We start from the raw sequence: 22,157 nt of genomic DNA on the forward strand, positions 1-22,157 counted from the left end.
CCTGTCGGGACACTGAGGCGGCTCCGCGGGAGCCCCTGGCCTCGTGCCTTCGGGAGGTCACAAAATCACGAAGCCCACACGCTTTTATGACACGGATTGCTGTTTTGCCAGAGGAGCTTGCAATGGATCAAAGCCGGCCCTTCGGCGACGTCCCGATGGGTAGTCGCCGAAGGATCGGACCCGCGCGATCTCAGACGAACTGGTTCAGGCCGGGGATCGCGCCGACGATCGGTCCCATCACGTCCTCGCCGGCCTTCTCGCGGCCATAGGCGAACAGCTCCTGGCCGAGGGGCTGCATCTGGCCCATCGGCACGCCGGCCGACATCAGCTTCTGGCCCAAGGCCATGACGCCGCCGCCGCCCATCATGCCGCCGAGCATGCCCATCAGGCCGCCGCCGCCCTCGCCGGCATTGGACTCGGCGATCGCGGTCTCGGATCCCGGAAGGGCGCCGAGCAGCTGGCTCACTTCGGTGGCGGGTCCCTCCTTCTGGAGGAAGGCCAGGATGTGGCCGATGGCGGTCTGGGCCGTCGCGGCATCGAGGCCGGTCCGGGTCGTGACGCGGGCGATCAACTCTTCCATCTCAAACGGGCTCCTGGGTGGCCGTGTGTTCCGCGCGGCCGGGATTGCTGCTCGGTCGGGATGTTGTCCTTCCGGCCTCGCCGCCCCGAAATCAAGGCCGGCCCGCGAAGCGCTGGAAAATGCCGCGGTCGCGGCCCATAACCGTCAAGGTCGATGCCGCCCTGCCGGCCGGCGAAGGGGAGCGGACGGTCATGCAGGACGATGGCACGATCCTGGTCGGCAAGGCGCCGCTGAAGGATGGAGGCCTAAAGCCCGAGGGCCTGACCCTCCGGCTCGCCAATCGCCACGGTCTGGTGGCGGGGGCCACCGGCACCGGCAAGACGGTGACCCTTCAGGTGATGGCAGAGGGCTTCTCCAATGCCGGGGTGCCCGTCTTCGCTGCCGACATCAAGGGCGACCTCTCGGGCCTCGCGGTGGCCGGCGAATCGAAGCCGGTCTTCGTCAAGCGCGCCGAGGAACTGGGCATCCCCTACGAGCCCGACCGGTTCCCGACCATGTTCTGGGACCTGTTCGGAGACCAGGGTCACCCGATTCGCTGCACCGTCATCGAGATGGGACCGCTGCTGCTCGCGCGCCTGCTGGAGCTCAACGATACCCAGGAGGGCGTGCTCAACATCGCCTTCCGGGTCGCCGACGACAACAAATGGCCGGTCCTCGATCTCAAGGACCTGCGCGCCCTGCTCCTCTATCTCACCGAGAACCTGAAGGCGGTCTCGGGCCAGTACGGCAACGTCTCGGCGGCTTCGGTCGGCGCCATCCAGCGCCAGCTCCTGATGCTGGAGAACCAGGGCGCCAACCGATTCTTCGGCGAGCCGGCCCTCGATCTCAATGACTTCATGCGGGTCGATCGCGAGGGGCGCGGCATCGTCAATATCCTTGCCGCCGACAAGCTGATGCAGCGGCCCCGGCTCTACGCTTCGTTTCTGCTCTGGATGCTCTCAGAGCTGTTCGAGCAGCTGCCCGAGGTCGGCGACCTCGACAAGCCGAAGCTGGTGTTCTTCTTCGACGAGGCGCACCTGCTGTTCGACGACGCTCCGAAGGCCCTCCTTGATGCGGTGGAGCAGGTGGTACGCCTCATCCGCTCGAAGGGGGTCGGCGTCTACTTCGTCACGCAAAACCCCCTCGACGTGCCGGAATCGGTCCTCGGCCAGCTCGGCAACCGGGTGCAGCACGCGCTGCGTGCCTTCACTCCGCGTGATCAGCGCGCCGTGAAGGCCGCCGCCGAGACGTTCCGCCAGAATCCTGGCTTCGACGTCGCTCAGGCGATCACCGAGCTCGGCGTCGGCGAGGCGCTGGTGAGTTTCCTTGAGGCCAAGGGGACGCCCTCGATCGTCGAGCGCGCCCTGATCGCCCCGCCACAGGGGCGCGTCGGTCCGATCACCCCAGCCGAGCGCGCCGAGCTCATCGCAAAGAGCCCGGTGCGGGGCAAGTACGACCAGTCGGTCGACAACGAGAGCGCCTACGAAATGCTGGCCGCCCGCAAGGGCCTCGACGGCGCCGGCACGGAGGGGGCCGAGCCTGCGGAGGGGGGGCTGGGTGGCATGCTCGGCGGCTGGCTCGGGGGCGTCCTCGGCTCGAAACCCACGGGCAAGGGCGGTCGTCGTCCGGCCCCGGGCCTCGCCGAGCAGGTCCTCGGCAATGCCGCCCGCTCCATGGCCCGCAAGGTCGGGACCGAGGTAGGGAACGCGATCCTGCGCAATGTGCTGGGTGGGCTCAAGAAGCGCTAGGGCGTCGGGCGCCGACGTGAAGCGCCAGCATTGACAAATTACCCCGTCACCGCCTATCCACCGCCTCTCGCGCGGCTTCCTCGACGAAGTCCGCGCGTTTCGCGTTCGCGCTCGGCCCAGGCGACAAGCCCCGATCCGGTGTCGCGGATGACCTGAACAAGAAGACGGTCCAGATTCGCCGCGAGGCGCGCCGGAGGCCGGCAGAGAACACGAAGAGAGAACGATGTTCGCAGTCATCAAGACGGGCGGCAAGCAGTATCGCGTTGCCGCCAACGACACCATCACGATCGCCACCCTCGAAGGCGAGGCCGGCTCGGCCGTCACCTTTGGTGACGTGCTTCTGTTCACGAACGGCGAAGGCGCCACTCAGGTCGGCGCGCCGCTGCTCTCGGGCATCAGCGTCACCGGCGAGATCGTCAGCCACGGTCGCGACGCGAAGGTCATCGCCTTCAAGAAGCGTCGCCGCCAGAACTCCCGCCGCAAGCGGGGCCACCGCCAGCACCACACGGTGGTCCGCATCACCGGCATCAGCGCCTGACGATCCGACCTGAGATCCAAGAATTCGGAGTAATTCCCCATGGCCCATAAAAAAGCAGGCGGCTCGTCCCGCAACGGCCGCGATTCGGCCGGCCAGCGCCTCGGCGTGAAGAAGTTCGGCTCGGAAGCCGTCATCCCGGGCAACATCATCGTGCGCCAGCGCGGCACCAAGTGGCATCCCGGCACCAATGTCGGCATCGGCACGGACCACACCCTGTTCGCCAAGGCCGCCGGCCGCGTGCTGTTCGAGACGAAGCGCGGCCGCGCCTTCGTCACCGTCGTTCCTGTTCAGGAAGCCGCCGAGTAAGGCGCTTCCCCGGGGCCTTCCGCCAGGCGGGTCCGACCACCAGATGATCCCGGGGAAGATGGGAAACCGTCTTCCCCGTTGTCGTTTCTCGCCCGCGACGCTTCGGTGGCGCGCCAGCGCCCCGACATCCAACCTGATCTCGAGTCCGCCCGTGAAATTCCTCGACGAAGCCAAGGTCTATGTCCGCTCCGGCGACGGTGGCGCCGGCTGCGTGGCCTTCCGCCGCGAAAAATTCATCGAGTTCGGCGGGCCGAACGGTGGTGATGGCGGGCGCGGCGGCGATGTCTGGGTCGAGTGCGTCGACGGGCTCAACACGCTGATCGACTATCGCTACCAGCAGCACTTCAAGGCCAAGAAGGGCGAGCACGGGATGGGCTCAAACCGCCACGGGGCCAACGGCGCCGACGTGGTGCTGAAGGTGCCGGCCGGCACCGAGATCCTGGCGGAGGACGGCGAGACCCTGATCGCCGACATGACCCATGTCGGCCAGCGCGTGCGCCTCGCCAAGGGCGGCAACGGCGGTTTCGGCAATGCCTACTTCACCACTTCGACCAACCGAGCTCCGAAGCACGCCAATCCGGGCCTGGAAGGCCACGAGCAGTGGGTCTGGCTGCGCCTGAAGCTCATCGCCGATGCGGGCCTCGTCGGGTTGCCCAATGCCGGCAAGTCCACCTTCCTCGCCACCGTGACGGCTGCCAAGCCCAAGATCGCCGATTACCCCTTCACGACGCTGCATCCGGGCCTCGGCGTGGTGCGCTCCGACGAGCGCGAGTTCGTGCTCGCCGATATCCCGGGCCTGATCGAGGGCGCCCATGACGGGGTCGGCCTCGGAGACAAGTTCCTGGCCCACGTGGAGCGCTGCCGTGTGCTGCTGCACCTCGTGGAAGCCACCAACGAGCATGCCGGGCAGACCTACAAGCTCGTCAGGCGCGAACTCCAGGCCTACGGCCACGGCCTCGACGAGAAGCCCGAGATCGTCGCGCTCTCGAAGGCCGACGTGGTCGATCCGGACGTCCTCAAGGAGCAGGTCGCTCGTCTGAAGCGCGCCTCGAAGAAGAAGCCCCTGGTCCTGTCGTCGGCCACCGGCCTCGGCGTGCAGGATGCCTTGCGGGCCCTCGCCCGCGAGATGGACGAGGCCAAGCTGGCCGAGGCCGAGGCGCGGCCTGCGGAGGCGTGGCAGCCCTGAGGGGAGGCGGCAAGCCCTTGTGCGAAGGGCGACCGGTCGTCACAAGCGGACCACCGTCCTCCCGCCGACGCTGCCGATGACCTCCGACGTCCAGATCCCCAACCTCCAAGACTTCCGCCGCATCGTCATCAAGGTCGGCTCGGCTCTCCTCGTCGATCGGACGCGCGGGCGCCTGCGCCATGCGTGGCTGAGCGCGCTCGCCGAGGACATCGCAGACCTTCATGCCAACGGGGCCGACGTGCTCGTGGTCTCCTCCGGTGCCATCGCGCTGGGACGCACGGTGCTCGGCTACCCGCCCGGTACCCTGCGCCTGGAGGAAAGTCAGGCGGCGGCGGCCGTTGGGCAGATCGCCCTGGCGCGGCACTGGTCGGAGGCTTTGGGATATCACGGCATCGCGGCCGGCCAGATCCTGGTGACGCCGCAGGACACTGAAGAGCGCCGGCGCTACCTCAATGCCCGTGCCACGGTGCTGAAACTTCTCGAGGTGCGGGCCGTGCCCGTGGTCAACGAGAACGACACGGTCGCCACCAGCGAGATCCGCTACGGCGACAACGACCGCCTCGCCGCCCGCGTCGCGACGATGATCGGCGCAGACGTGCTGGTGCTGTTCTCGGACATCGACGGCCTCTACACCGCGCCGCCGCATACCGACCCGGACGCGCGTCACCTCCCTCTGATCGAGCGGATCACCCCCGAGATCGAGGCCATGGCCGGCGGTCCCGCCTCGGAGCTCTCGCGCGGTGGCATGCGCACCAAGGTCGAGGCGGCCAAGATCGCCGCGAGCGGCGGCACTCACATGATCATCGCCGATGGGCGTGAGAAGAACCCGCTGCGCACCATCCTCCGGGGCGGACGCTGCAGCTGGTTCCTGTCCGGCTCGAACCCGGTCACCGCCCGAAAGAGCTGGATCGCCGGATCCCTGGAGCCGCGCGGCATCCTCACCGTCGATGCCGGCGCGGCGCGTGCCCTCCAGGGCGGCGCGAGCCTGCTGCCGGTTGGGGTCACCAAGGTCCAGGGCGGTTTCGGTCGGGGCGACGCGGTGGTGATCCGCGACGAGGGCGGGCGAATCCTGGGACGGGGCCTCGTGGCCTATGACAGCGACCAGGCCCTGCGCATCATCGGCCGGCCGAGCCGTGAGATCGCAGATCTTCTAACCCACCCCGGCCGTGCCGAGATGGTGCATCGCGATGACCTCGCCATGGTAGGGGAATAGCTGATCTGTCAGCGGGAATGCTTGTTTCGACCGTATCCGGCATGGCATGACGGGCGGGAACACATGGCGGCCGCGCCCCATTTCCGGGACGGTCGCGAGGATGAAGGCCGTGCCCGTTCTGAACCTGCGAACCGATTTCGTGCCCCCCGGCGACCTCTCCGAGGAGATGAACGCCATCGGCCGGCGCGCCCGCGCCGCCGCCCGGCAGATCGCCCTCGCTCCAGCTCAGACCAAGGACACGGCCCTGCGCCTGATCTCCGAGCGCCTGCGCGCCGAGCGGGACGGTATCTTGGCGGAGAACGCCCGCGACGTGGAGGCGGCTCGCGCCGCCGGCCAGACCCAGGCGCTCATCGACCGGCTCACCCTCGATGTGGTCCGCCTCAACGGCATCGCGGACGCGGTGGCCAAGATCGGCGCGCTGCCCGATCCCGTCGGACGGCAGGTGGCGGCGTTCGAGCGGCCCAATGGCCTGCTGATTGAGCGCATCGCCGTGCCCCTGGGGGTGATCGGCGTCATCTTCGAGAGCCGGCCCAACGTCACCGCCGATGCCGGCGCGCTCTGTCTCAAGGCCGGCAACGCGGCGATCCTGCGGGCGGGCTCGGACAGCCACCGCTCCGCGATGGCCATCGCCCACGTCATGCGCGCCGGACTGGAGGAGGCGGGCCTGCCCGCGGACGCCATCCAGATCGTGCCGACGCGCGACCGCGCAGCGGTGGGTGCGATGCTGACCGGCCTCGACGGCGGCATCGACGTCATCGTACCCCGCGGCGGGCGCGGCCTCGTGGAGCGGGTGCAGGCGGAAGCCCGCGTGCCGGTCTTCGCGCATCTCGACGGCATCTGCCACGTCTACGTGGCGGCGGGTGCCGACCTCGAGATGTCCCGGACCATCGTCCTCAACAGCAAGATGCGGCGCACCGGCATCTGCGGCGCCGCCGAGACCCTGCTGGTCGACCGTGCCTGCGCCGCCACACATCTGGCGCCCCTCGTCTCCGCTCTGCTGGCGGCGGGCTGCGCCGTGCGCGGCGACGCCGCCACCCAGGCCGTCGACGACCGGGTCACCGCCGCCACCGAGGCCGACTGGCGCACCGAGTATCTCGACGCGATCATCGCGGTGCGCGTGGTCGACGGCCTCGACGCCGCGATCGAGCACATCGAGACCAACGGCTCGCACCACACCGACGCGATCATCACCGACGACATGGCCGAGGCGACCCGCTTCCTCGCCGAAATCGATTCGGCGATCGTGACCCACAACGCCTCGACCCAGTTCGCCGACGGCGGCGAGTTCGGCTTCGGAGCGGAGATCGGGATCGCCACGGGTCGCATGCATGCGCGTGGGCCGGTGGGCGTCGAGCAACTGACCACCTTCAAGTACCGCGTCCACGGGAACGGGCAGACCCGTCCTTGATGCGGGGCTTCCCGATCCGTCCGGACCCCGATGCGCCTTGACGCATCGGGGCCGGCGCACCTGCCCCCCATCGCGCCGGGCCTGCGCATCGGCCTCTATGGCGGCTCCTTCAACCCGGCCCATCTCGGGCATCGGCATGTCAGCCTCGTTGCCCTGAAACGTCTGCGTCTCGATCGCGTCTGGTGGATGGTGACGCCGGGCAATCCACTGAAGGACCGGGGCGAGCTCGCGGCCATCGACCGGCGGGTGCAGCGGGCAGACCGCGTCGCCCATCATCCCCGCATCGCGGTGACGGATTTCGAATCACGGATCGGCGCGCGCTACACCCGCCAGTCCCTGCGCTTCCTCACCCTCCGCAACCCGTCGGTGCGCTTCGTTTGGATCATGGGCGCCGACAGCCTCGCGACATTTCATCGCTGGCGGGGATTTTCCGAGATCGCGAGCCTGATGCCGATCGCGATCATCGATCGGCCGGGCTTCACCCTGACCGCACCGGCCGCCCGTGCGGCCCGGGCCCTCGGGCGCTGGCGCATTCCGGAGCCGGAGGCGCCGACCCTGGTCGATCGGCCGGCCCCTGCCTGGGTCTTCCTGCACGGGCCGCGCTCGACCCTCTCCTCGACGGCGCTGCGGGCCAGCACGGAAAGCGGCGCATAGGCCGGTCATGGAAAAGGCAAGAGCCACATTCCACTTTATCCGCATACAGGGTACGATCACGGGATGACGATGGCGATTGCAGGAACCCAGACGCTGAACGACGCGGCCCACACCGGATCCTCAGGCTCCGACGACTCCACCGACCGGAAGATCGACGATCTCCGAAGCTTGGCCCTCGACTGCCTCGAAGACATGAAGGCCGAGGAGACGATCGAGATCGATCTGATGGGCCGGACCTCCTTGGCCGATACCATGATCATCACGTCCGGCCGCTCCCAGCGCCACGTCGGCGCCATCGCCGACCGGGTCCTGCAGGAGATGAAGTCGAAAGGACTCGGCACCGCGCGCGTCGAGGGTCTCCCGGCCTGCGACTGGGTGCTGATCGATGCCGGCGACATCATCCTGCACATCTTCCGCCCGGAGGTGCGCGGCTTCTACAATCTCGAGAAGATGTGGGGTGCCGACCGTCCCACCAGCGACCGTCCCCTCTCCGCCCTGGCCGATTGAGCACCGGCGCCGCTCCGTGCGCCTCCTCGTGGCGGCGGTCGGTCGCCTGAAACCCGGTCCCGAACGCGATCTCGCCGCCCGTTACCGCGAGCGCGCCGCGCAAGTGGGTCGCGGTCTCGGCTTCCCCGCTTGCGACATCGCCGAAATCCCGGAGAGCCGGGCGCGTCGTGCCCAGGACCGCGCCGCCGAAGAGGGGCTCGCGATCCTCGCGCATGCGACCGCCGGTGCGGTGCTGGCGGTCTATGACGAGCGCGGGCGCTCCGACCTCACCAGCGAGACCATCGCGACGCGCGTTGGCGGCTGGCGCGATGCCGGCCGCTCGATCCTCGTCCTCGCCATCGGAGGGGCCGACGGCCTCGACCCCGGTGTACGGAACCGGGCCGAGCTCGCCCTGTCCTTCGGTGCCGCCACCTTGCCGCACGGGCTTGTGCGCGTCCTCGCCCTGGAGCAGGTGTATCGCACGCTGACGATCCTTGCCGGCCACCCGTACCACCGCGGAAACCTCGACGAGCGATGAATCCGGCGACGCGACGCAGGCGAGACGGCATGAGAGGCGGCCTGCTGGCGCTCGCGCTTCTCGCCACGCTGCTCCCCCCGCCGGTCGCACTCCGCGCGGAGGAGCCGGCGACGCCGGAGGCGGTCCAGAAGGCCCTCGAGGAGAAGACCCGCCGGGCCGAGAACCTCCGGCGCATCGAGGAGGCGCTGGCCGCCAGCACCGGGGTGCGCGCCAAGTACGAGGCGGAGATCGCCAGCATCGGCGGCGACCGGGCCAAGCTCAACGCTGCCCTCGTCGACGCCGCGCGTCAGGCGCAGGCCACCGAAGTGCGCATGAGCCGCCTGGAGGAGCGCCTGAAGACACTGGGCGCCAGCGAGGCGGCCCTGCGGCGGTCGTTGGACTCCCGGCGCGGCGTCATCGCCGAGATCCTGGCGGCTCTCCAGCGGATGGGGCGGCGCCCGCCACCGGCCGTGCTGGTGCGGCCGGAAGACGTGCTCGCGGTGATCCGGACCTCGATGCTGCTCGGCGCCGTGGTGCCAGAACTGCGTGGCGAGGCCGAGACCCTGGCGGGTGACCTCACCGAACTCGTCAGGCTGAAGGGGCTCATCGCTTCCGATCGCGAAGGTTTGACCAACGATTTGGCCAACTGGGCCCGCGAGCAGCAGCGCCTGAACGCCCTGATCGCGGCGCGGCGCACCCGCCAAGCCGAGATCGAGAGCGGATTGGCCGCGGAGCGGACCCGAACCGCCGAACTCTCCGTCCAGGCGCGCAGCCTCAAGGACCTCCTCGACCGGATGGAAGGGGAGGTCGCCTCCGCCCGCCGCGCGGCCGAGGAGGCCCGGGCGGCCGAGACCCGCGAGGCCCGCGCGACACAGGAGCGCTTCGCCGCCGCAGGCGCTCGGGATCCGGCCCGGCTGGCGCCGAAGGTGCGCTTCGTCGATACCCGTGGCGACCTGCCGCGTCCGGTCAGCGGTGCGCTCCTGCGCAGCTTCAACCAGCCCGACGGCAACGGTGGCACGACCCGCGGCATATCGCTCGCGACCCGGCCGAAGGCCGTGGTTTCGTCACCGGCCGATGGCTGGGTGTCCTTTGCCGGGCAGTTTCGCTCGTATGGGCGTCTCTTGATCATCAACGCCGGCGATGGCTACTATCTCTTGTTGGCGGGGATGGACCAGATCAACGTCGAGGTCGGCCAGTTCGTGCTCGCGGGCGAGCCGGTGGCGGCGATGGGGGAGAGCGGGACCGGCGCCGATGCGGCGGCCGGCGATCGCGGCGATCCGGTCCTGTACGTAGAGTTCAGAAAAGACGGCGGCTCCATCGACCCGGAGCCTTGGTGGGCGAAAAGCCCCAGCGAGAAGGTTCGCGGATAATGCGCAAGGTTTCCCTCGTTCTGCTCGGCGCGTTCATCGGCGTCGGGTCCTCCATGGTGGCGACCCAGACCCGCCTGCTCTCCGGGACCAGCGCGGTCGCGGCTTCCGCCGAAACCTACCGCCAGCTCAGCCTGTTCGGCGACGTGTTCGAGAAGGTGCGCACCGACTACGTCGAGAAGCCGGACGAGGCGAAGCTGATCGAGGCGGCCGTCAACGGCATGCTGACTTCCCTCGATCCGCATTCGAGCTACATGGATTCCAAGAGCTTCCGCGACATGCAGGTGCAGACCCGCGGCGAGTTCGGCGGCCTCGGCATCGAGGTCACGATGGAGGACGGCCTGATCAAGGTCGTGACCCCGATCGACGACACCCCCGCCTCGAAGGCCGGCATCCTCACCAACGACGTCATCACGCAGATCGACGAGGATCAGGTCCAGGGCCTGACCCTGAACCAGGCCGTCGACAAGATGCGCGGACCGGTGAACTCCCCGGTGAAGCTGAAGATCAGCCGCAAGGAGTCGAAGGACCCGATCGAGGTCACGCTCAACCGCGACGTGATCAAGATCAAGCCCGTGCGCTCCCGCGCCGAGGGTGGCGACGTCGGCTACATCCGCCTGACGCAGTTCAACGAGCAGACCTTCGACGGCCTGCGCGCGGCGATCGACAAGCTGAACACCGATATCGGCGCCGACAAGCTCAAGGGCTACGTACTCGACCTGCGCAACAATCCCGGCGGTCTCCTCGACCAGGCCGTGATGGTGTCGGACGCCTTCCTCGACCGTGGCGAGATCGTCTCTACCCGGGGCCGCAACCCGGACGAGACCCAGCGTTTCTCGGCCAAATCCGGCGACCTGACCAAGGGCAAGCCCATCGTCGTGCTGGTGAACGGCGGGTCCGCTTCGGCTTCCGAGATCGTGGCCGGCGCCCTGCAGGACCACAAGCGCGCCACGGTGCTGGGCACGCGCTCGTTCGGCAAGGGCTCGGTGCAGTCGATCATCCCGCTCGGCGGCAGCGGTGCCCTGCGTCTGACCACGGCGCGCTACTACACGCCGTCGGGCCGCTCGATCCAGGCCAAGGGCATCGAGCCGGACCAGGAGGTCCTGCAGGAGGTGCCCGACGAGTTGAAGGGCAAGGACGAGACCAAGGGTGAGGCCGGCCTGAAGGGGCACCTCAAGCAGAAGGACGTCGAGGAGCGCGGCGGTTCGTCCGCCTACGTTCCGCCGGACCCGGCCAAGGACAAGCAGCTCATCGCCGCCTTCGATTTCCTGCGCGGCATCCAGAAGGGTGCGGCCAATACGCCGAAGGCGGCCGTCCCGAACTGAACTGGATCCGCCTCGCCTTAGCGAAGCGTTAACCATGACGGCCCCCAATGTCGGTTCAGGACCGACGCTGGGGGCCGTCGCCGTTTCGGCCATAACCCCGACGATCGTCGGTCCGGGAGCCTGGGGAAGCGGCTGCGCGTGGCCACCGACGACATCCTGACCCGTCCGCTCGGCGGCAAGCCGACCGCCGGCCAGCGCCTGCGGTCGTTGCGACGGGTGCGGGTGAGCCCCCCGATGATCTTCGGCGGACTCCTGGCGGGTCTCGTCGTCGGTGCCAGCATCCTCGTCGTGGCCGGCGATCCCGAAGGGGGCGAACCGAGCGCGGTGGCGGTCATCGCGCATCGCGAACCGGCGGTCCCGGAGCCGGCCGTGCAGGCGGCCGCCCGGCCCGAAGAGCCGAAATCCGGTCCGAGCAGCGCGAGCGACGTCGAGAACGCCTCGGGCGTGACCGTGGTGCGCCCGACCGGCACGGCGGCGCCTACCGACGCGGTGGTGATCCAGGTCCCATCGGCGGCGCCGGTGAAGCTGAGCGCCGCCCCCGATCCGCGCCTCGTCGAGCGCGGGCGCCACGGCAACATTCCGCGCCTCGGGGACGGGCGCCTGCGCGCCCTCGACGTCTACGCGCGGCCGGATGCCGGCGGCTCTGGTCCTCGCATCGCCATCCTGGTGTCCGGCCTGGGGATCGGGCAGGCGGCCACGGCCAGCGCCATCACCCGGCTGCCCCCCGCGATCAGCCTGGGCTTCGCACCCTACGGCAGCGACCTCGAGCGGACCGTGGCGCGGGCCCGCGAAGCCGGGCACGAGGCCCTGCTCCAGGCGCCGATGGAGCCCTTCGACTATCCCGACAGCGATCCCGGTCCCCAGACGCTGCTCACGAGCTCGCGCCCGCCGGAAAATCTCGACCGCCTGAGCTGGGTCATGAGCCGGTTCTCCGGCTTCGTCGGCATCGTCAACTACATGGGCGCGAAGCTCACCAGCGACCCGGCCGCCCTGGAGCCGGTCCTGCGTGAGATCGGCGCCCGCGGCCTCGGCTTCGTCGACGACGGAACCTCGCCGCGCTCCCTCGCCGCCTCGCTGGCCGCCAAGGTGAAGGTCCCCGTCGCCCGGGCCGAGATCGTGCTCGACGCCCTGCCGCGTCCCGAGGCCATCGACCGGGAACTCGCCCGGCTCGAAGCCCAGGCCCGCCAGAAGGGCTTCGCCTTCGCCTCCGCATCCGCCCTGCCGATGAGCATCGAGCGGATCGCCCGCTGGGCCGCCGAGGCGGAGGCGCGCGGCATCCGGCTCGTGCCCGTCAGCGTCGCCCTGCGGGGCGCTGGTCCGAATACCCGGCTGACCAGCGCGAAACCCTGAGGCGTCCGCGCCGACGGCCCGACATGGAATTGCGCTCGGCCGCCGTTTCGTGCGTTGCGGCACATACCGCGCCTGCCTATGGTCGCGCCCATGACCGCATTCCCGATCGCCGGCGGCGCCGACCTCCCATACCGTCCCTGCGTCGGCATCACGCTGATCTCGCGCGCCGGTCTCGTCTTCATCGGGCGGCGGCGTGCCGATGCCGGGCCGGAGCACGTGGCGGACGGACGGGCCTGGCAGATGCCTCAGGGCGGAATCGACGAAGGCGAAGATCCGGCGGCGGCCGCCCTGCGCGAGCTCTACGAGGAGACAAACGTCGCGCCTGGTTCGGTGGTCCGCCTCGGCGAGACCGCGGATTGGCTCTCCTACGACCTGCCGCCGGAGGTGCTCAAGCAGGCCTGGAAGGGACGCTACCGCGGCCAGACCCAGAAGTGGTTCGCCTTCGGCTTTCTCGGTTCCGACGACGAGATCGACGTCGCGACACCCGGCGACGGGGCCTTCAAGTCCGAGTTCGACGCCTGGCGCTGGGAGCCCATTGCCGGGCTGCCGGACCTGATCGTGCCGTTCAAGCGGCCGGTCTACGAGGGCGTGGTCCGGGCCTTCGCGGGACTCACGGCGTGGCGCGCCCCCGCGTGACGGCCTGACGCCCGATGCGATGGTGGTCGATCCCGATCCTGTTGGTGCTCGGATGGTTCGCGTACACGCTGACGCCGCTCTGGGCGCTCTACGACCTCGCCCGTGCGGTGCAGGCGCACGACACGGACTACATCGGCCGGCACGTCAACTTCCGCACCCTGCGCTTGTCGGTGATCCGTCAGGCCGCGGCGGCTGCGCAGGCGCGCGATCCGGCGGCACCCGACGCCGAGCCACGGGAGCGCCAGCGCATCGCCGAGGCCGCCGCCGCCCTGGCGATCCCCATCGCCGAGGCCCTGGTCACGCCCGCCACGGTGGTCGATCTCCTCGATGACGGCTGGCCGCAATCGGTGGAGCTCGGCCGCAACCCGCCGGAGGGCAAGTCCGGGGGTGGGGGCCTGCGCATCGACAGCCTGCGCCGGCTGATCCCGTTCTACCTCGCCTCGGAGATGCGAGGCTTCCGCACCGTCGTGATCGGCGTGCCGCCTGAGGCCGGCCGCGACCGCCGCCTGCGGATTCGCCTGCGCCTGCGCGGCTGGACCTGGCGCCTCGTCGATATCGAGCTCAACGACGAGCTGCGCGAGCGCATCGCCCAGGCCTTCGCGCGCACCGGCGCGAAGGCCCGCTGAGAGGTCGGATCCGCTTCAATCCGCGTCCTCGGTGCCCCAATTGGTGAACCGCGCATTGCCGAGCCCGGTGCCGATGGTGAGAACGCCCCACCGCGTCACGGTCTTGCGGTCCGGAACCTCGCTGAGGCCCTGCACCACGGCGTCGTTGTGCATCACCACCATGGTCGGATGCTCGCCGATGCGGGGGATCGCCGCCGTGATGCGCTCGACGAGATTGAAGTCGCTGCCTTCCCAGTTGCCGGGCAGGTTCTGCCCGCCGCGATCGATCGTGCCGTCGGCCTCGATCATGCCGGGGCAGCCGATGCCGAGGAAGGGCGCCAGGGTCAGGTTTGCACGGTCCGCCCGCCGGATCAGGTCGTTGAGCATGCCCACGAGGCGCTCCACCGCCTCGTCGCGGCTGGGCATCGGATTCTCGTCGCAATGGCGCCAGATTTCGGAGCGCCAGACTTCGCTGCGCGACAGATCTGCGGCCTTCCTGAGGTTCGTGACCACGACCCCCGCGCGGATGTTGCTGCCGCCGATGTCGACGGCGAGCAGGCTGTCGTAACCGGAGAACATCCAGGACGGCGCCAGATGCACGGCGCCGATCAGGCCGCCTTCGTCGGGATGGTGCCGGATCGGTTCGAGGGTGATGTCGAGGCCCCCGGCGCGCAGGAGGAAGCCCGCGCGTGCGACCGCGAGGCGGCCGGCCCGGCTGTCGGAGAAGCCGCCGCCGACCACGATCGCCTCGGTGCCCTCCCAGCCGTCCTGGCCGAGAAAGAGGCGGGCCACCCGCGCGAGCTCCTGGGCGAAATCCTCGACGGCACTGAGCACCACGCCGGAGGCGAGGGGAACGTCGCCCAGCAGGATCTGGTCCAGTCGACGCTTGGAGAAGTCGCAGCTGTCCTTGTCGCCGAGGGGATCGTCGCCGAGCGCGCGCAGGCGCTCCCGGCACGCTTCCAGCATCTCGCGGAACGCAGACTTCGAAACCCGGTCGCCGATGAAGCCGTCGCCGTCCTTCAGCTCGATATTGTAATCGTCGACCACCACCGACGGCAGCCGTTGCGCCGCGTGCGCGATGCCCGCCTCGCGGATCTGAGTGTCCTTCGCCATGCCTGTCCGCCTGCCCTGTGCCTGGTCCTTACGCGCAGCTCAACGCACGGGGCGTTCACTTGGGCTTGGCGGTTTCGCCCGGGGCCGGCGCCTTCGGCTCGCGAGCCTCCATCAGGTCCTCGGCCTTGTCCTCGTCGGTGTCGCCGCCGCGCTCGATCGTCTTCTCGGGATTGGCGGCCAGGGCGCGCACGATCTCGACCAGACGCTCGCACTCCGCGGCGTACTTGTAGGTCTCCAGCACGATGGCGGCGTCGCGCAGCGTGCGCAGGTCGCGCACCGTCTGCTTGTTGGCGGTCTCGCGCAGCTCGGACTTGCCCGCGATCGCCTCCTCAAGCTTGGCGCCCTTCACATCGCAGGCTGCCGAAGCGGCCGCGGTGCTGGCGAGGAGGACAAGGAGGGGGGCGAAGAGAAGGCGCATGCGAGGGCTCCGGACTCCGGTGGCCGAACCCGCGCCGCGCGCGGTCCGGTCTCAGCCGTGATGGGGGTGGGAACGCAGAATCTCGTTGGCGAGGGCCACGAGATGGCTCAGGCGGTAGGGTTTCGGAACGAAGACGGACTGGGTGACCGCATCGGCCTGGGAAAGGTGGCCGCGCCCGCCCGAGGTGTAGACCACCGGCAGGTTCGGCAAGTGCCGGCGGGCGCGATGCGCGAGAGTGATTCCGTTCGTGTTGCGGGCCAGATCGATATCGGTGAAGAGCAGGTCGACGCGCTCCCGCGCCAGGATGTCCTCCGCCGCATCGGCATCGGCGGCGGTGAGGACGCGGTAGCCCTCGTCGAGCAGCGCCTCGGCGGCGAGCTCGCAGACCATGGCCTCATCCTCGACCACCAGGACGGTCTCGGCGGCGCCGCGGGGGCTGAAGGCGGGATGGGCGGGAAAGGCGCAGGCGAAGGAAATCATGACGCAACTCCTACTCACCCGGCGTGAGCCCCTGGGGGGCGGGCCGGATCGCAAGACAAACGGGTCGCCGAGGCGCATCGTTCGCCGCCGATCACTCCAATTGCGCGGACTTGGTAAGCGAAGCTTTAACCCTGCGGGTCGGCCGGTGAATGGACGTGCGTCCCACCGATGACCCGTCCCTGGCACCTCGGCTTCGGCCTGATCCTCACGGCCCTCGCCGGCTACGTGGACGCCCTCGGGTTCATCCGGCTCGGCGGCCTCTACACCTCGTTCATGAGCGGGAACACGACCCAGTTCGCGGTCTCCCTCGGGCACGGGGACCCGCATCACGCCATCCTGCCGGCCCTGCTGATCGTGGCCTTCCTCCTCGGCGGCATCTGCGGCGGCGGTCTGTCGGCCCTGACGCCGGCACGCTGGGTCACCCCGGTCATCCTCGGCTTCGAGACCGCGATCGTCGGGGCCGCCTTCGAGACCGCCACGGCCGCGCCGGATTCGGGCATCGCCTCGCTGATGCTGGCCCTGGCCATGGGCGCGCAGAACGCCGTCCTGTCCCACGTCCAGGGCTTCCGGGCCGGGACCACCTTCGTCACCGGCGCCCTGTTCGGCTTCGGCCAGAAGCTCGCCCTGGCGCTTGCCCGGCGCGGAGCGCGCACGGCCTGGATCGGCGACGGCGTCGTCTGGTTCTCGCTCCTCGTCGGATCGGTGGCCGGGACGGTCGCCTACGGGAAGCTGGCGTTGTATGCCCTCGCCATTCCCGCCGGCATCGCCGGCCTCCTCGCACTCCTGGCGACGGTCCTGACGGCGCGTGCGGCGCCGGCGAAGGCCGCCGCGGGGAAATGAGCCCGCGAGACCCTGGTTGAGAGATCCGCTGCGATGAGTGCCCCCTCTCTTCTCGATCACGTGACGCCGGTCGCGGCCGGCGCCCATGTCACCGCCACGGTGTGGCTGAAGGACACCCTCGCCCTCGCCCTCGGGGACGGAGGTGTGGTCCTGGCCTCCGGTGCCGAGACCCGCCGGGTCGAGGTCCACCCGGAGGCGGGCGTGCTCGTGGCGGCCGGCGACGGGCGCCGCCTCGTGACCGGCGGCGACGATGGCCGGGTCGTCGCGACCTCGGACACGGGCGACGTCGTCGAGGTCGCGACCGCCAGGAACGGCGCCTGGATCGACGCCCTCGCCCTGCATCCCGATGGCGGCCTCGCCTATGCGGCCGGGCGCAACGTCGTCGCCCGCGACGCCAAGGGACGGGAAAAGACCTTCGCGGCGCCCTCCACGGCCCGCGGCCTCGCCTTCGCGCCCAAGGGCTACCGCCTCGCGGTCGCGCACTACAACGGCGCCACCCTCTGGTATCCCAATCTCGACACCGCCCCCGACTTCGTCGAGTGGAAGGGCTCGCATATCGACGTGACCTGGTCGCCCGACGGCCGGTTCGTGGTGACGACGATGCAGGAAAACTCCCTGCATGGCTGGCGCCTCCAGCCCGATCGCGGCCACATGCGGATGTCGGGCTATCCCGCCAAGGTTCGCTCGGTCTCCTGGTCCGGCGACGGCCACTGGCTCGCCACCAGCGGCGCGGAAGCCGCCATCGTGTGGCCGTTCGATTCTAAGGAAGGTCCCACCGGCAAGGCGCCGCGGGAATGCGGCGTGCGCCCCGCCCGGGTCTCGCGGGTGGCGTTCCACCCCAAGGCCCTGGTGCTGGCCATCGGCTACGAGGACGGGTGCATCCTGCTCGTTCGCTTCTCCGACGCTTCGGAGCTGCTGGTGCGCCACGCGGTCAAGGGCAGCGGCATCTCGGCCCTGGCCTGGGACGGACGCGGCAGCCGCCTTGCCTTCGGCTGCGCCGACGGGCAGGCCGGCATCCTCACCCTGCCGGCCTGACGGCGATGGCGCTGTTCGGCTTCGGTACCCGCCGGCCTGCGGCCGACCAGGGCGCCCGAGAGGCGATCGTCGCCTGGGTCCGCCACCACGGCGGGCTCGCGGACCCCGTCGTCGTCAAGGCGAGCGAGATCGTCTGCGCCGATCCGGTCTGTCCGGGCACCGAGACCGTCATCCTGATCCTGGCGCCCGGGCGCCCGACCCGGGCCGTGAAGGTCGCGCGGCCCATGCCCGAGGTCACCGAGGCAGACGTCATCGCGGCCCTCGCGGGGGAGGGAGCTCCGTCGGAACCTTGAGCGTCCGCCCGGAACCTGCCGAGCCGTCGCACCCTTGTCCCACACCGTCACCCGCGCGGAGAGGCCGGTGTTTCGTGTCCTACGCACCCTGGGGCTCGCCCTCGGACTCCTCGGCGGCGCTATTGCGGCGCAGGCTCCGGAATTCGCCCAGCAATACGCTCAGCGCCTCGGCGGCACGCTGGACGAGCTGCGCCGGGTGGTCTCCGGCTTCGAGGCCGATGCCAGCGCCACCGGGCGCAGCCGCGACGATGCGGTGGCGCGCCTGCGCGGCGACGGCGACCCGCTCGTCGCCCGCCGCGGCGAGGCGGCCCGACGGGACATCGTGCGTCTCGCCGCCCTGGATCGCCAGCGGCAGGAGCTCGCGGAGGCCGGCGGCCCCCTCGGCCGCGTCGTCGCGCTGATGCGCGATCCCGACCTTTCCCTCGCGCGGGCCACCTACCAGGATTACGCCCCCGCCATCCCGACCACCGCCGACGGCCTGACCGCGGGCCTCGTCGGCTTCCTCGCCACCTGGGCTGGCTGGCGCATCCTCGCCGATCTCGTCCGGCGCCTGATCGCGGGCCGCAACCGCCGGTCCGTGACCCGGCCGGCGTGAGGCGTCCGGTCCGCCCGCGAGGGTGCGACTGTTGCGCTGCGTCTACAGCTTGGCCCCCGCGGCTGCACTAGGGTCTGGTCGTTAGCGCACGGGCCTCATCCTGGCGCCGTTTCACGGCCTCCATCGAACCCATGGCGCGCGCTCCCTCCACTCCGGTCGATCCAGCCCTCGATGCCGCGGCCCTGCTGCGCCGCATCGGGTTCATCGGCCTGTTCGTGATCATCCCGGTGGCCGCCCAGGTCGCCAGGAGGGCCGTGGTCATCCTGGCGCCGATCGCCATCGCGCTGCTGCTCCTGGCGAGTGCCATCGACGGCCGGGCCCGCCCGGTCCGGCCGGCCTCCTCCCGCCTGTTGCGCTCGTCCGCCTTCCTGGCCGGCTGCCTCGTGATCCTGTGGTCGGCGCTGTCGCTGGTCTGGACGCCGTTCCTCAGCCTCGCCACCGAGCGGCTGCTGAACGTGATCGCCACGCTGCTGATGATCATGGCCGCCTATCTCGCCCTGCCGGACCGCATGCGCTCGGCCAATCTCTACCTCCTGCCGGTGGGCGTGGCGGCGGCGGCCGTCTTCGCCATCGGCCTCGGGCTCACGGGGCAGGGGCCGTTCGGCCAGGGCCTGCTCGGCGCCGACGAGGACGCGATCCTGGATCGCGGCCTGATCCTCCTCGTCCTGTTCCTCTGGCCGGCCGTGTCCTGGCTCCGGTCGCGCGGGCGCAACGGCGAGGCCCTCGGGGTCGCGCTGCTGGTGTCGGTCGCGCTCCTCGTCTCCCCCGGGCCGACCACCCTGGTCGCCCTGGCGGTGGGCGCCGTCGCCTTCGCGCTCGCCGCGTTCCGGCCGGTCCTGGCGCCGCGGCTCCTCGGGGTCACGGCGGCGGCCCTGCTGGTGCTGGGCCCGATCCTGCCCTTCGTCGCCCGGCCGATCGGCGCCACGGTGTTCGGCGGCCGTGCGCCCGGCGTTCTCAGCCTCAAGGCCTGGCAGACCATCGTCACCAGCGAGCCCTTGCGGCTCGTCACCGGGCACGGCCTCGAGACGGCCCTGCGCGGCCGCTACGTCAATCTGCTGCCGATGAACGCGCCGCGCACCCTGCTGTTCGAGCTCTGGTACGAACTCGGCCTGGTGGGAGCCTTCGCCGCCGCGTTCGCCCTGCACGCCGCGATCCGGCGAGCCGGCCGCGAGGCGTCCGTGCTGGTGCCGGGTGCGATGGGGGCCTTCGCCTCGGCCTTCCTCATCGCCTGCATCGGCGTCGGGATGACGGTGATGTGGTGGCTCACCACCCTGACCCTCGCCGTCCTGGTCTTCGTCGCGGTCGAGCGCGGGCAGTTCCGCACCCGCCGGCCGAAGGCCAGCCTGCTTGCCTCCATCCGGAAGGCCTGAGCGCCTCAGGCGTCCGCGGCTGCCTCGATCGCCTCCATGTCGGCGTCGGACAGGCCGAAATGGTGACCGATCTCATGGACGAGGACATGCGTGACGAGGTGCCCGAGGGTCTCGTCGTGCTCGGCCCAGTCGTCGAGCAGGGGGCGGCGGTAGAGCCAGACCTGGTTCGGCATCTGACCGGTCGCCAGCTCGCCGCTTTGGGCGAGACCGATGCCGCGGAACAGGCCCAGGAGATCGAACGGGCTCTCGCATTCCATCTCGCGCAGGGTCTCCTCGTCGGGGAAGTCCTCGACGTGGATCACCAGGCCGGCGCAGAGATTGCGGAACGCCAGGGGGAGGTTGGCGAACGCCGCGTGCGCCAAGTCCTCGATCGTGCCGAGGTCTGGCGCCCGGGCCGAGGTCCAGTCCGGCACGGTCCCGCCGCTCATGCGAATTCCGGCAGCACGCGCTGCGCCAGGAAGCCGGCGAGGTCGCTGGTGATGTGGTCGATATGCGGTTCGCGCACTGCCTCCTGCTCGAAGGCCTCGCGGAACGGATCGATGGTCGGGGGGACCACCAGCACGGTGGACATGCCGATGTCGTGCGGCACGATGAGGTTGCGGGCGATGTCCTCGAACAACGCCGCCCGGCGCGGCTCCACTCCGTGCCGCTTGAGGAAGCGCTCGTAGGTGGAGCGCTCGGGCTTGGGGATGAAGTCGGCGTCGGCGATGTCGAACACGTCCTCGAAGTGATCGAGGATGCCGAGCTTGGCCGCCACGTTCTCGGCGTGCCGGCGCGATCCGTTGGTGAGGATGAGCTTGCGGCCGGGCAGGCGCTCGATGGCGTCGCCCAGCGCCGGGTCCAGGCGGATCGACGAATGGTCGATGTCGTGGGCGAAGTCGAGGAAGTCGTGCGGGTCGATCGCGGCCTCCACCATCAGCGCCTTCAGGGTCGTCCCATAGCGATGATAGAAGTACTTCTGCAGGGCCCGGGCCGAGAGCCCGTCGAGCCCGTAGAGGCGCATCACGAAGAGGGTGATGCGCTCGTCCACCTGCGGCCAGACGCGGGCATCGCTCGGATACAGCGTGTTGTCGAGATCGAACACCCAGGTGTCGACGTGCCGAAAGCCGCGGGATTGGGCGGTGGTGAAGTGGGTTTCGCCGGGCAGGAACAAGGTGTGTCGATGTGGTTCTGGATGGGCCGCGAAGCCCGGCCGTTCCAGATGGGGGCCGGGTACCGCGAGGGGAAGCGGGGCGCTTGCTTTTCAGAGCATGGCCTTGGGCATCCCGCAAGCGTCCCCGTCGTTCCGGCCGTTCAGCCGGTCGTCCGATCGGGCCGCTAGGCGCGCCATCCCTGCGCCGATCAGCGTTAGAATGATCGGGGTTTAGGCAAAATCAGGCCGTTTTGGAATCTAAATAGGCAGCCTATTCGAACGCACGGCGCTATTTTGCTTGTGAGCGGAAAGACGTGGCACAGGTGCTAATTTAACCTGACATATACGAACGCCCGGCTATTCGATCATGACGGTATTGCGCGACATCGAAGTCTGCTGCCGGCCCCGTGTGGCGGGAGAAATTGCATTGCTTGCTCGCGATTTCATGAACTTCTTCGACGCTTCCAGACGGCAGGGTGTGATCCTCTCCTTCGGTGGCGACATCTCCGAGAACGTGATGTTCTCCCTCGGCGAAGTGCTCAAGCTGCGCATGAGGCAGGGCGAGACCGACGCGTCGGTGGCCAAGCGCGTCTTCGCGATCTTCGTCGAGCAGGCCCAGAACGTCATCCGCTACTCAGCGGACAAGGTCGTGAAGCCGGCAGGCCCGGAGGCGGGCCTGATCAGCAACGGCGTCATCGTCGTCGGCATGGAGGGCGGGCGCTTCTACGTCGTCTGCGGCAACGAGCTGCCCGGATCCGACGTGCAGCCGTTGCGCGCCCGCCTCGACCACATCGCGAGCCTCAGCAGCGACGAACTGAAGGCCTACTACCGCGAGAAGCTGCGCCAGCCGCCGGACGAGGGTAGCCTCGGCGGCAGCATCGGCCTGATCGAGATCGCCCGGCGCTCCAGCGCACCCGTCGAGTTCGACTTCCAGGACCTCGGCGCCGGGCGCAGCTTCTTCTGCCTCAAAGCCTATATCTGAC

Annotated in this window: 26 protein-coding genes; 20 read left to right on the forward strand and 6 right to left on the reverse strand. The window is 69.9% G+C overall.

What is annotated here, in order from left to right:
* Positions 1–190 precede the first annotated feature (190 nt).
* Positions 191–580 (reverse strand): DUF2267 domain-containing protein, encoded by a 390-nt coding sequence (locus ASF49_RS01285; RefSeq protein ID WP_056466476.1) that lies wholly within the window; start codon positions 578–580, stop codon positions 191–193.
* Between the two features lie 191 nt (positions 581–771).
* On the opposite strand from ASF49_RS01285, the gene ASF49_RS01290 reads away from it, so the two are divergent.
* The 14 genes from ASF49_RS01290 to ASF49_RS01355 all read left to right on the forward strand — a co-directional run bounded on the left by ASF49_RS01290 (position 772) and on the right by ASF49_RS01355 (position 13,919).
* The gene (locus tag ASF49_RS01290) at positions 772–2,307 is read left to right on the forward strand and encodes a helicase HerA-like domain-containing protein (RefSeq protein ID WP_056467901.1); all 1,536 of its coding nucleotides are present in this window, start codon (positions 772–774) and stop codon (positions 2,305–2,307) included.
* Positions 2,308–2,530: 223 nt separating this feature from the next.
* Positions 2,531–2,845, forward strand: a complete 315-nt coding sequence (gene rplU, locus ASF49_RS01295) for a 50S ribosomal protein L21 (RefSeq protein WP_055947814.1) — start codon at positions 2,531–2,533, stop codon at positions 2,843–2,845.
* A gap of 39 nt (positions 2,846–2,884) precedes the next feature.
* Positions 2,885–3,151, forward strand: a complete 267-nt coding sequence (rpmA, locus tag ASF49_RS01300; protein WP_056466480.1) for a 50S ribosomal protein L27 — start codon at positions 2,885–2,887, stop codon at positions 3,149–3,151.
* 151 nt (positions 3,152–3,302) lie between these two features.
* Positions 3,303–4,337 (forward strand): GTPase ObgE, encoded by a 1,035-nt coding sequence (gene obgE / locus ASF49_RS01305; protein ID WP_056466483.1) that lies wholly within the window; start codon positions 3,303–3,305, stop codon positions 4,335–4,337.
* Positions 4,338–4,413: 76 nt separating this feature from the next.
* Complete coding sequence (proB, locus tag ASF49_RS01310) at positions 4,414–5,550, forward strand: glutamate 5-kinase (RefSeq protein ID WP_056466486.1); 1,137 nt, start codon at positions 4,414–4,416, stop codon at positions 5,548–5,550.
* Between the two features lie 109 nt (positions 5,551–5,659).
* Positions 5,660–6,958, forward strand: a complete 1,299-nt coding sequence (locus ASF49_RS01315) for a glutamate-5-semialdehyde dehydrogenase (RefSeq protein WP_056467904.1) — start codon at positions 5,660–5,662, stop codon at positions 6,956–6,958.
* Between the two features lie 30 nt (positions 6,959–6,988).
* Complete coding sequence (locus ASF49_RS01320; RefSeq protein WP_056466489.1) at positions 6,989–7,612, forward strand: nicotinate-nucleotide adenylyltransferase; 624 nt, start codon at positions 6,989–6,991, stop codon at positions 7,610–7,612.
* Positions 7,613–7,675: 63 nt separating this feature from the next.
* Positions 7,676–8,119, forward strand: coding sequence for a ribosome silencing factor (gene rsfS, locus ASF49_RS01325; RefSeq protein WP_082510722.1), 444 nt, complete (start codon positions 7,676–7,678; stop codon positions 8,117–8,119).
* Positions 8,120–8,135: 16 nt separating this feature from the next.
* Positions 8,136–8,636, forward strand: a complete 501-nt coding sequence (rlmH, locus tag ASF49_RS01330) for a 23S rRNA (pseudouridine(1915)-N(3))-methyltransferase RlmH (protein ID WP_056466491.1) — start codon at positions 8,136–8,138, stop codon at positions 8,634–8,636.
* A 29-nt stretch (positions 8,637–8,665) separates the two neighbouring features.
* Positions 8,666–9,985 (forward strand): murein hydrolase activator EnvC family protein, encoded by a 1,320-nt coding sequence (locus ASF49_RS01335; protein WP_200929994.1) that lies wholly within the window; start codon positions 8,666–8,668, stop codon positions 9,983–9,985.
* Positions 9,985–11,307, forward strand: coding sequence for a S41 family peptidase (locus ASF49_RS01340; RefSeq protein WP_056466498.1), 1,323 nt, complete (start codon positions 9,985–9,987; stop codon positions 11,305–11,307). Before ASF49_RS01335 ends, ASF49_RS01340 begins: the two co-directional genes overlap by 1 nt.
* 132 nt (positions 11,308–11,439) lie before the next feature.
* Positions 11,440–12,657, forward strand: coding sequence for a divergent polysaccharide deacetylase family protein (locus ASF49_RS01345; protein ID WP_279292501.1), 1,218 nt, complete (start codon positions 11,440–11,442; stop codon positions 12,655–12,657).
* A gap of 78 nt (positions 12,658–12,735) precedes the next feature.
* Positions 12,736–13,293, forward strand: a complete 558-nt coding sequence (locus tag ASF49_RS01350) for an RNA pyrophosphohydrolase (RefSeq protein WP_056466504.1) — start codon at positions 12,736–12,738, stop codon at positions 13,291–13,293.
* A 14-nt stretch (positions 13,294–13,307) separates the two neighbouring features.
* Entirely contained in the window at positions 13,308–13,919 is a 612-nt protein-coding gene (locus ASF49_RS01355) for a DUF2939 domain-containing protein (protein ID WP_056466507.1), read from the forward strand.
* 15 nt (positions 13,920–13,934) lie between these two features.
* On the opposite strand, the gene ASF49_RS01360 is transcribed toward ASF49_RS01355, so the two are convergent.
* Genes ASF49_RS01360 through ASF49_RS01370 form a run of 3 tightly spaced genes read right to left on the reverse strand, consistent with a single transcriptional unit; the run spans position 13,935 to position 15,909 of the window.
* Positions 13,935–15,011 (reverse strand): ROK family protein, encoded by a 1,077-nt coding sequence (locus ASF49_RS01360; protein ID WP_056466510.1) that lies wholly within the window; start codon positions 15,009–15,011, stop codon positions 13,935–13,937.
* A gap of 55 nt (positions 15,012–15,066) precedes the next feature.
* Positions 15,067–15,429 carry a hypothetical protein gene (locus ASF49_RS01365; RefSeq protein ID WP_056466513.1) on the reverse strand — a complete coding sequence of 121 codons (363 nt, stop codon included), beginning with the start codon at positions 15,427–15,429 and terminating at the stop codon, positions 15,067–15,069.
* Positions 15,430–15,480: 51 nt separating this feature from the next.
* Positions 15,481–15,909: a response regulator gene (locus tag ASF49_RS01370; RefSeq protein ID WP_056466516.1), complete on the reverse strand. Its 429-nt coding sequence runs from the start codon at positions 15,907–15,909 to the stop codon at positions 15,481–15,483.
* A 168-nt stretch (positions 15,910–16,077) separates the two neighbouring features.
* Between ASF49_RS01370 and ASF49_RS01375 the strand changes: the two genes are divergently transcribed.
* From ASF49_RS01375 to ASF49_RS01395, 5 genes are all read left to right on the forward strand, one after another.
* Positions 16,078–16,749: a YoaK family protein gene (locus ASF49_RS01375; RefSeq protein WP_056466519.1), complete on the forward strand. Its 672-nt coding sequence runs from the start codon at positions 16,078–16,080 to the stop codon at positions 16,747–16,749.
* A 33-nt stretch (positions 16,750–16,782) separates the two neighbouring features.
* Positions 16,783–17,784, forward strand: coding sequence for a WD40 repeat domain-containing protein (locus tag ASF49_RS01380; RefSeq protein ID WP_056466522.1), 1,002 nt, complete (start codon positions 16,783–16,785; stop codon positions 17,782–17,784).
* 5 nt (positions 17,785–17,789) lie between these two features.
* Entirely contained in the window at positions 17,790–18,077 is a 288-nt protein-coding gene (locus ASF49_RS01385; RefSeq protein WP_056466526.1) for a hypothetical protein, read from the forward strand.
* Between the two features lie 67 nt (positions 18,078–18,144).
* Positions 18,145–18,672, forward strand: coding sequence for a DUF2937 family protein (locus tag ASF49_RS01390; protein ID WP_056466529.1), 528 nt, complete (start codon positions 18,145–18,147; stop codon positions 18,670–18,672).
* 131 nt (positions 18,673–18,803) lie between these two features.
* Complete coding sequence (locus ASF49_RS01395; protein WP_056466532.1) at positions 18,804–20,042, forward strand: hypothetical protein; 1,239 nt, start codon at positions 18,804–18,806, stop codon at positions 20,040–20,042.
* Between the two features lie 5 nt (positions 20,043–20,047).
* On the opposite strand, the gene ASF49_RS01400 is transcribed toward ASF49_RS01395, so the two are convergent.
* Together ASF49_RS01400 and ASF49_RS01405 are read right to left on the reverse strand one after the other, a co-directional pair.
* Entirely contained in the window at positions 20,048–20,470 is a 423-nt protein-coding gene (locus tag ASF49_RS01400; protein ID WP_056466535.1) for a metallopeptidase family protein, read from the reverse strand.
* Positions 20,467–21,195, reverse strand: a complete 729-nt coding sequence (locus tag ASF49_RS01405) for a pyrimidine 5'-nucleotidase (protein ID WP_056466537.1) — start codon at positions 21,193–21,195, stop codon at positions 20,467–20,469. Before ASF49_RS01405 ends, ASF49_RS01400 begins: the two co-directional genes overlap by 4 nt.
* Before the next feature lie 424 nt (positions 21,196–21,619).
* Here ASF49_RS01405 and ASF49_RS01410 point away from each other — a divergent pair, with 424 nt between their 5' ends.
* A complete protein-coding gene (locus tag ASF49_RS01410; protein ID WP_243214334.1) occupies positions 21,620–22,156 on the forward strand; it encodes a SiaB family protein kinase in 537 nt (178 codons plus the stop codon).
* Position 22,157: the final 1 nt, after the last annotated feature.

It is taken from the genome of Methylobacterium sp. Leaf104 (assembly GCF_001422885.1).
Lineage (GTDB): Bacteria > Pseudomonadota > Alphaproteobacteria > Rhizobiales > Beijerinckiaceae > Methylobacterium.

Bases quoted from the DNA above. Each gene is read 5' to 3' on its own strand.
- ASF49_RS01285 (WP_056466476.1), bottom strand. From the start codon at position 580: ATGGAAGAGTTGATCGCCCGCGTCACGACCCGGACCGGCCTCGATGCC.
- ASF49_RS01360 (WP_056466510.1), bottom strand. From the start codon at position 15,011: ATGGCGAAGGACACTCAGATCCGCGAGGCGGGCATCGCGCACGCGGCG.
- ASF49_RS01355 (WP_056466507.1), top strand. From the start codon at position 13,308: ATGCGATGGTGGTCGATCCCGATCCTGTTGGTGCTCGGATGGTTCGCG.
- ASF49_RS01290 (WP_056467901.1), top strand. From the start codon at position 772: ATGCAGGACGATGGCACGATCCTGGTCGGCAAGGCGCCGCTGAAGGAT.
- ASF49_RS01335 (WP_200929994.1), top strand. From the start codon at position 8,666: ATGAGAGGCGGCCTGCTGGCGCTCGCGCTTCTCGCCACGCTGCTCCCC.
- ASF49_RS01340 (WP_056466498.1), top strand. From the start codon at position 9,985: ATGCGCAAGGTTTCCCTCGTTCTGCTCGGCGCGTTCATCGGCGTCGGG.
- rplU (WP_055947814.1), top strand. From the start codon at position 2,531: ATGTTCGCAGTCATCAAGACGGGCGGCAAGCAGTATCGCGTTGCCGCC.
- rpmA (WP_056466480.1), top strand. From the start codon at position 2,885: ATGGCCCATAAAAAAGCAGGCGGCTCGTCCCGCAACGGCCGCGATTCG.
- proB (WP_056466486.1), top strand. From the start codon at position 4,414: ATGACCTCCGACGTCCAGATCCCCAACCTCCAAGACTTCCGCCGCATC.
- ASF49_RS01400 (WP_056466535.1), bottom strand. From the start codon at position 20,470: ATGAGCGGCGGGACCGTGCCGGACTGGACCTCGGCCCGGGCGCCAGAC.
- ASF49_RS01395 (WP_056466532.1), top strand. From the start codon at position 18,804: ATGGCGCGCGCTCCCTCCACTCCGGTCGATCCAGCCCTCGATGCCGCG.
- rsfS (WP_082510722.1), top strand. From the start codon at position 7,676: ATGACGATGGCGATTGCAGGAACCCAGACGCTGAACGACGCGGCCCAC.
- ASF49_RS01365 (WP_056466513.1), bottom strand. From the start codon at position 15,429: ATGCGCCTTCTCTTCGCCCCCCTCCTTGTCCTCCTCGCCAGCACCGCG.
- ASF49_RS01380 (WP_056466522.1), top strand. From the start codon at position 16,783: ATGAGTGCCCCCTCTCTTCTCGATCACGTGACGCCGGTCGCGGCCGGC.
- ASF49_RS01375 (WP_056466519.1), top strand. From the start codon at position 16,078: ATGACCCGTCCCTGGCACCTCGGCTTCGGCCTGATCCTCACGGCCCTC.
- ASF49_RS01385 (WP_056466526.1), top strand. From the start codon at position 17,790: ATGGCGCTGTTCGGCTTCGGTACCCGCCGGCCTGCGGCCGACCAGGGC.
- ASF49_RS01370 (WP_056466516.1), bottom strand. From the start codon at position 15,909: ATGATTTCCTTCGCCTGCGCCTTTCCCGCCCATCCCGCCTTCAGCCCC.
- ASF49_RS01410 (WP_243214334.1), top strand. From the start codon at position 21,620: ATGAACTTCTTCGACGCTTCCAGACGGCAGGGTGTGATCCTCTCCTTC.
- ASF49_RS01320 (WP_056466489.1), top strand. From the start codon at position 6,989: ATGCGCCTTGACGCATCGGGGCCGGCGCACCTGCCCCCCATCGCGCCG.
- ASF49_RS01350 (WP_056466504.1), top strand. From the start codon at position 12,736: ATGGTCGCGCCCATGACCGCATTCCCGATCGCCGGCGGCGCCGACCTC.